Genomic DNA, 6,203 nt, shown 5'->3' on the forward strand with positions numbered 1-6,203 from the left:
GGCAGGTCGAGCGGATGAACCGGACCATCAAGGAAGCCACTGTCAAACGCTTCCATTACGACGATCACGCACAACTGCAACAGCATTTAGCCAACTTCATCGACGCCTACAACTACGGTCGCAGGCTCAAAGCTCTGAAGGGTCTGACACCGTACGAATTCATCTGCAAGCAGTGGACATCCGAACCCGAGCGATTCAAAGTGAATCCGATCCATCTAATGCCGGGACTGAACAGTGAACGGAATCACGTAGATCACCCGGCGCAGCCCATGTGCCATGGCATGGTCCAGGGCGAATGCCAGTGAGGCTAGCGTCTTGCCGCCGCCGGTGGGTACGGTGAGCGAGAACAGACCAGGACGCGCCGGCCTTGGCACGGATTTCGCGCAGGATCTGCGCGCGCAAGGGATTGATGCCGTCCTCGGTGGGCAACGTGGCTAGGTGCGCATCCAGGCGTTGCCGCAACTCTGGCAGGGCCGGACGCGTGCCTGTTTCCTGCGCACGCGACAGCCGGCCTTCCTGGCGGCGATAGAAATCGTCGGTATCGGTGAAGTCGGCATCGACCAGGCAGGAAAAGATCATTCGCGCCAGGACCGTGAGCTGGAAAGGGCGACGCTCCTGGCGCGGATGACCAGTAAAGCCTTCCGGTAACGCCAGCTTGGCCGGCAGTGACAACTCCCGTTCCCAGTCCGACAGCAGCGGTGGCAGTTCCCGTTCGCGGTAGTCCTCCGACAGGCGCTCGTGTAGCGAAGGGCGCGACTGCGCTACGTTTCCTGGTCGTCCATCGGCCAGGCCGGCGTGATGGCCGGCGATGCCGTAAGCCAGCAGGGTGCCGGCGGTGCCATAGCGCTCGCAGGCGATCCGAGCGCCCCAGGTCGCATGGTCGACACGGGCCGGGTCACCATCCAGCCGGCGCTGAAATCGCTGCGTGTACTTGCCGAGGTCGTGCAGTTGCCCCGCCAGACTGGCAAGAAGTTGACCTCCAAACGGTGCGGCATTCTCGGCGGCGCGTTCGCCGACGGCGAGCAGGTGATCGGCCAGCCGTTGCCAGTCGCTGCGATCCTGGCGCTCGGTCGAATGCGCAAAGAATTCCATGACTTTGTCCCGTTTGGGTCCTTGTGAGAACAAGCCGAAGCAGCCTGCCATTGCAGCGAAGCGTATGCGGCACGCGTCTGCGTCACCTCGCCGCTGCGCATCAGCTAGTGATGCGCTTTGTTGAACCTGCCGCGAACTGCTTGTCCAACAGTTCGATGAACGTGCGTTTGGCGCGGTAGCGCTGGCGCAGGCGGGCAAGTTCGGCCTCGAATGCGGCATGACCCTGTTTACCCTGCTGCTGGTAAAGGCGCTGCAATGTGGGGAGCAGGCTGATCGCCGCCATATAGCCTTGGCGATCGGTCCGTTCCACGTGTGCGTCGATCACGGTATGGCAGATCCGCAACGCAGCGACAGGGTCGCAGTTCTCGGCCGCCGGCAGCAGGTGCTCCCAGGTGCGTAATGGGAGCTTACGTGTCTGGTCGGCTGCCAGTGCGAGCGCGTGCTCGGTCTGGCCCTCGGCAAGCAGCAGGCGGATGCGGGTGTCATGCGCGTCGATGTAGCGCGGCACCAATTTGGTGTCGAGCGCTTGCAAGGCGCGCTCGCGCCAGGGCTCCCAAGCGCCCAGCAGCAATGCGACCTCGCGCAAAGCCAGATAGCGATTCTCCGAGGGGCCGAGCAGATAAATCTTCCAGCGCAGCTGCAGAGCATCTTCGGGAAAGCCATCGCGCAGATAGGCCTGTGCAAGCTCCTTCAGCAGGCGGGTGTCCTGTGGATCGATCTTGATGCCGCGTTCCAGCCAGTCCAATGCCTGACGCTCGCGTCCGTGCTCGATGCAGCGACGGGCCATTTCCAGATGCTCCCAGGCGCTGGTGCAGTTGCGGGCAAAAAAATCCAGCATGGCGTCCACGCTGCCGCCGCAGCGTGCGGTGTCTTCGAGCAGCAGTTCAGCCAGCCGTTGTCGCGTACGGTCGGTGCCCTCGGTCTGCAAGACCTTGATTGCCGCATGTTCCAGCCGCGCGATGTCGGCAGTGCTCAGCAATGGGGCGTAGTCCCGCAACGGACGCAGCAATCCCCACGCATCCAGCAGGCGTAGCTCGAACAGACGGTTGCCAAGGGTGTCGGTGCCGGCTGCGTGTGTGGCATCCAGATGCGCATGTGCCAGCGTGCTCAGGCGCTTACCCAGATCGCCACGCGAATCGTCAACGTCCTCGTAGATCGTCAGCAGCCTTTTCAGCGCGTACTCGTGCAGATCCAGCGCCGCCAACGGATCGCGTTGACGGGCCTGCCCCAGCAGCACAGGCAATGCCGCCAGCTGTTTGCTGTAGGCGATGGTGGTACTCCAGTCCATAAAACGCTTGCGGCCCAGCAGGCTCGAGATCGCCTTGCGCCAGTCTTGCGGCGGTGCGATTGCCAGTTGCGCCTGGCTCAACAGGCGCTTGCGTAGCTGGGTGTCGTTGTCGGCCAGCTCCAGGATCAGCACCTGCAAGGCGTGTTGTGACTGCGCAGACAGCCATTGTTGCAGCACCTGCTCGGGCGAGTCGTTGGCCGGGGCAGCGGCCGCACCGCGCTTGCTGCGTTTGGGAGCAGGAGCGGCGGCGGTGCGGGCCCAAATGATTGCAACTGCAACCTGATGTTTGCAGAAGTCCCCGCACTGACCGATGGGACAATCGCACTGTCCATGCAACGCACCATCGCGCCAGACCAGCTCCACGGTGTAGTCCTCGCTGCCGCTGACCTGCGCGGTGACACGCCGGGATTCCACCGCTTCTAGCGTCACCCGCCCCTGATCGGCGTAGACCAGACCGCGTGCGTAGTAAGTGGGCGTGGTGATACGCAGCAGGCACGTCTGGTCGAGATCGGCGGCAGAAAAGAGGGTCGTCATGCCACTAGTGTGCCGAAAATCAACGCATGCCGAGAATCCCTGAGTGGTGGGCATGACGGACTTTTGCCAGAACACCGCAGACACGCGACAATCTGCGGCCCGACGCATCGGAGGCGATTCCGGTGCAGCCCCGATTTCGCCTGCCACGTGTCCTGCCGGACGGCGGCTGGCTATTTCGTTTCCCCGAGGTCATTTCGCGCCCATGTCCAAGACACCCAAGATCCTCTACACGCTCACCGACGAAGCACCTTACCTCGCCACGCAGTCGCTGCTGCCGATCATCGATGCCTACACCGATACCGCCGGCATCGTGGTCGAAACGCGCGATATTTCGCTGGCCGGCCGCATTCTGGCGCTGTTTCCCGAGCATTTGAGCGGCACGCAGAAGATCGCCGACGACTTGGCCGAACTGGGTGAGCTGGCCACCACGCCGGAGGCCAATATCATCAAGCTGCCCAACATCAGCGCCTCGGTGCCGCAACTCAAGGCCGCGATCAAGGAGCTGCAAGGCCAGGGCTATGCGCTGCCGACGTATCCGGACGAGCCCAAGGATGCTGCGGAAAAAGACATCAAGGCGCGCTATGACAAGGTCAAGGGTAGCGCGGTGAATCCGGTGCTGCGCGAAGGCAATTCCGACCGCCGCGCACCGCTGTCGGTGAAAAACTATGCGCGCAAGCATCCGCACCGCATGGGCAAGTGGAGCAGCGATTCCAAGTCGCACGTGTCGCACATGGCGTCTGGTGATTTCTTCGGCAGCGAGCAGTCCACCACGCTGGCCGATGCCGGCGCGCTGAAGATCGAATTCATTGGCAACGATGGCAGCAGCGCCGTGCTGAAAGACAAGGTGGCGGTGAAGGCGGGCGAAATCGTCGACGCTGCCGTATTGAGCAAGCGCGCGCTGGCCAGCTTCATCGACGCGCAGATTGCCGATGCCAAGGCCAAGGGCGTGCTGTTTTCGGTGCATCTGAAAGCCACCATGATGAAGGTCTCCGATCCGGTGCTGTTCGGCGTGGTGGTCGGCGAGTTCTACAAGGACACGCTGAGCAAGCATGCCGATGTGCTCAAGTCGGTCGGCTTCGATCCCAACAACGGCATCGGTGATCTGTACGCGCGCATCGGCAGCCTGCCGGAAGAACAGCAGGCGCAGATCACCGCCGATATCCAGGCCGAATACGCACAACGCCCCGGCCTGGCGATGGTCAATTCCGACAAGGGCATCACCAACCTGCATGTGCCCAGCGACGTGATCGTCGATGCTTCCATGCCGGCGATGATCCGCGACTCCGGCCAGATGTGGAATGCGCAAGGCAAGTTGCAGGACACCAAGGCGGTGATCCCGGATCGTTGCTACGCCGGCGTGTATCAGGCGGTGATCGACGACTGCAAGGCGCATGGTGCGTTCGATCCGGCCACCATGGGCTCGGTACCAAACGTCGGGCTGATGGCGCAGAAGGCCGAAGAATATGGCTCGCACGACAAGACGTTCCAGATGGCCGCTGCCGGCACCGTCAAGGTCACCGATGGCAACGGCAAGACGGTATTCGAACACGCGGTGGAGGCCGGCGATCTGTGGCGCATGTGCCAGGTCAAGGACGCGCCGATCCAGGACTGGGTGAAGCTGGCCGTGGAGCGCGCCCGCCTGAGCGATACGCCGGCGGTGTTCTGGCTGGACAAGGCGCGCGCGCACGATGCGCAGGTGATTGCCAAGGTCGAGCAGTATCTGAAGGATCACGACACCAACGGACTGGATATCCGCATCCTGCCGCCGGTGGAAGCGACGACCTTCTCGCTGCAGCGCATTCGCAAGGGCCAGGACACCATCTCGGTCACCGGTAACGTGCTGCGCGATTACCTTACCGACCTGTTCCCGATCATGGAACTGGGCACCAGTGCCAAGATGCTCTCCATCGTGCCGCTGATGGCCGGCGGCGGCCTGTTCGAAACCGGTGCCGGTGGTTCGGCACCCAAGCATGTGCAGCAGTTCGTCGAAGAGAACTGCCTGCGCTGGGATTCGCTGGGTGAATTCCTGGCCCTGGCCGCCTCGCTCGAACACTTGGGCAACCATTACGAAAACTCCTCGGCCACCGTGCTGGCCAAGGCGCTGGATGTCGCCAACGGTCAGTTCCTGGACAACAACAAGTCGCCTGCGCGCAAGGTCGGCGAGCTCGACAACCGCGGCAGCCATTTCTATCTGGCGATGTACTGGGCGCAGGCCCTGGCCGCGCAGACCGAAGACACGGCATTGCAGGCCAAGTTCGCACCGCTGTCCAAGGCCCTGACCGAGAACGAAGCCACGATCGTGGCCGAGCTCAACGGCGCGCAGGGCAAGCCGGTGGAGATCGGTGGTTACTACCATCCCGACCTGGCCAAGGTCAGCCAGGCGATGCGCCCCAGCAAGACCTTCAACGACATCCTGGCCACGCTGAAGGCCTGAGTCGCCGCACCGCGTGCGCTCTAGACGCACGTCGTCCCCAAGGCCCGTCTCGCAGGAGACGGGCCTTGTCGTTTCAGCGAAACGGCGACAATGCCGTCACGTCACGCAGCAGGCGTCGGCTGAGCCGCGCCATGCGTCGCTCGCGCCGGGTTTGCGAAGGCTGGTCGGTTATCGTTTGTGCGCTTTGCTGTGGAGTCGCGATAGATTCCGGTGCTTCCATTGAGGTCTACCGTTGCATCGGGTCCGCCGCCGTGTCCGGTTCCGCCAGGCGCTGGGCCAGTGCCACATCGGCAATGTGGCCGTGCTGAAACAACAGTTAGCTAAAGATGCGCATGACCCACCTCCACTTGAGTGGAATCCACAGTAGGCGCAGGCTAGGGGACGTGAAAGCGAGGCTTTTACAAGTGAATATTGAATTCCATTCAAGGGTTGGCCATGTCGCGTCCGCCGCTTCACGCATTGCAAGGCTTCGTCAGTGCGGTACGTCTGCGCAACCTGTCGCGCGCTGCTGGCGCGATGCATCTGACTGTCAGCGCACTTAGAGTGGCTAACAAAACGTAGCGAGCGGTCGTCAGGTGGGCGTGGACGGCGCACAGGAACCGGAGTGTACGAGGGGTACATGAGGATTCTGAGCACCGGCCGCGCCCGCCTGGCGGCTGCGCAGTAGTTTTGTTAGCCGCTCTTAGTCATCCGACTCACCACGGGTTACTGCATCACACTCAGCGCATGCCGCTGTTGCTGGCAGCGCCTTCTGCACGCAAGGGAATCAGGAGGATTTCGACGCGACGGTTCTTGGCGCGGCCGGCATCGGTGGTGTTGTCGGCAATCGGATAACGCTTGCACGCACCCATAGTT

General features: G+C 62.6%; 3 protein-coding genes, 1 other RNA gene and 4 pseudogenes. 3 read left to right on the top strand and 5 right to left on the bottom strand.

The genetic code is table 11. The features are described 5' to 3' along the window. Positions 1–305 (top strand): integrase core domain-containing protein (locus XAXN_RS19010; protein WP_245149969.1); only part of this gene is annotated, 305 nt, incomplete at its 5' end. Here XAXN_RS19010 and XAXN_RS22135 read toward each other — a convergent pair. Beyond that, positions 234–1,092: pseudogene (locus XAXN_RS22135) on the bottom strand (CRISPR-associated endonuclease Cas3''); the annotation flags it as partial. The gene XAXN_RS19010 and the pseudogene XAXN_RS22135 sit on opposite strands and share 72 nt — an antisense overlap. A gap of 100 nt (positions 1,093–1,192) precedes the next feature. Continuing rightward, the gene (locus tag XAXN_RS19025) at positions 1,193–2,914 is read right to left on the bottom strand and encodes an SWIM zinc finger family protein (RefSeq protein WP_054320681.1); all 1,722 of its coding nucleotides are present in this window, start codon (positions 2,912–2,914) and stop codon (positions 1,193–1,195) included. 202 nt (positions 2,915–3,116) lie between these two features. On the opposite strand from XAXN_RS19025, the gene XAXN_RS19030 reads away from it, so the two are divergent. After that, positions 3,117–5,348 carry an NADP-dependent isocitrate dehydrogenase gene (locus XAXN_RS19030; RefSeq protein WP_054320682.1) on the top strand — a complete coding sequence of 744 codons (2,232 nt, stop codon included), beginning with the start codon at positions 3,117–3,119 and terminating at the stop codon, positions 5,346–5,348. 73 nt (positions 5,349–5,421) lie between these two features. Here XAXN_RS19030 and XAXN_RS19035 read toward each other — a convergent pair. After that, a pseudogene (locus tag XAXN_RS19035) lies at positions 5,422–5,664 on the bottom strand (hypothetical protein). 119 nt (positions 5,665–5,783) lie between these two features. On the opposite strand from XAXN_RS19035, the pseudogene XAXN_RS22140 reads away from it, so the two are divergent. Continuing rightward, positions 5,784–5,888 (top strand): annotated as a pseudogene (locus tag XAXN_RS22140) (LysR substrate-binding domain-containing protein); the annotation flags it as partial. Positions 5,889–5,893: 5 nt separating this feature from the next. On the opposite strand, the gene XAXN_RS22145 reads toward XAXN_RS22140, so the two are convergent. Together XAXN_RS22145 and XAXN_RS22150 are read right to left on the bottom strand one after the other, a co-directional pair. After that, positions 5,894–5,969: non-coding RNA, sX9 sRNA (locus tag XAXN_RS22145), on the bottom strand. A gap of 98 nt (positions 5,970–6,067) precedes the next feature. Then, a pseudogene (locus XAXN_RS22150) lies at positions 6,068–6,203 on the bottom strand (OmpA family protein); the annotation flags it as partial.

Source organism: Xanthomonas axonopodis (assembly GCF_001304695.1).
Classification (GTDB): domain Bacteria; phylum Pseudomonadota; class Gammaproteobacteria; order Xanthomonadales; family Xanthomonadaceae; genus Xanthomonas; species Xanthomonas axonopodis.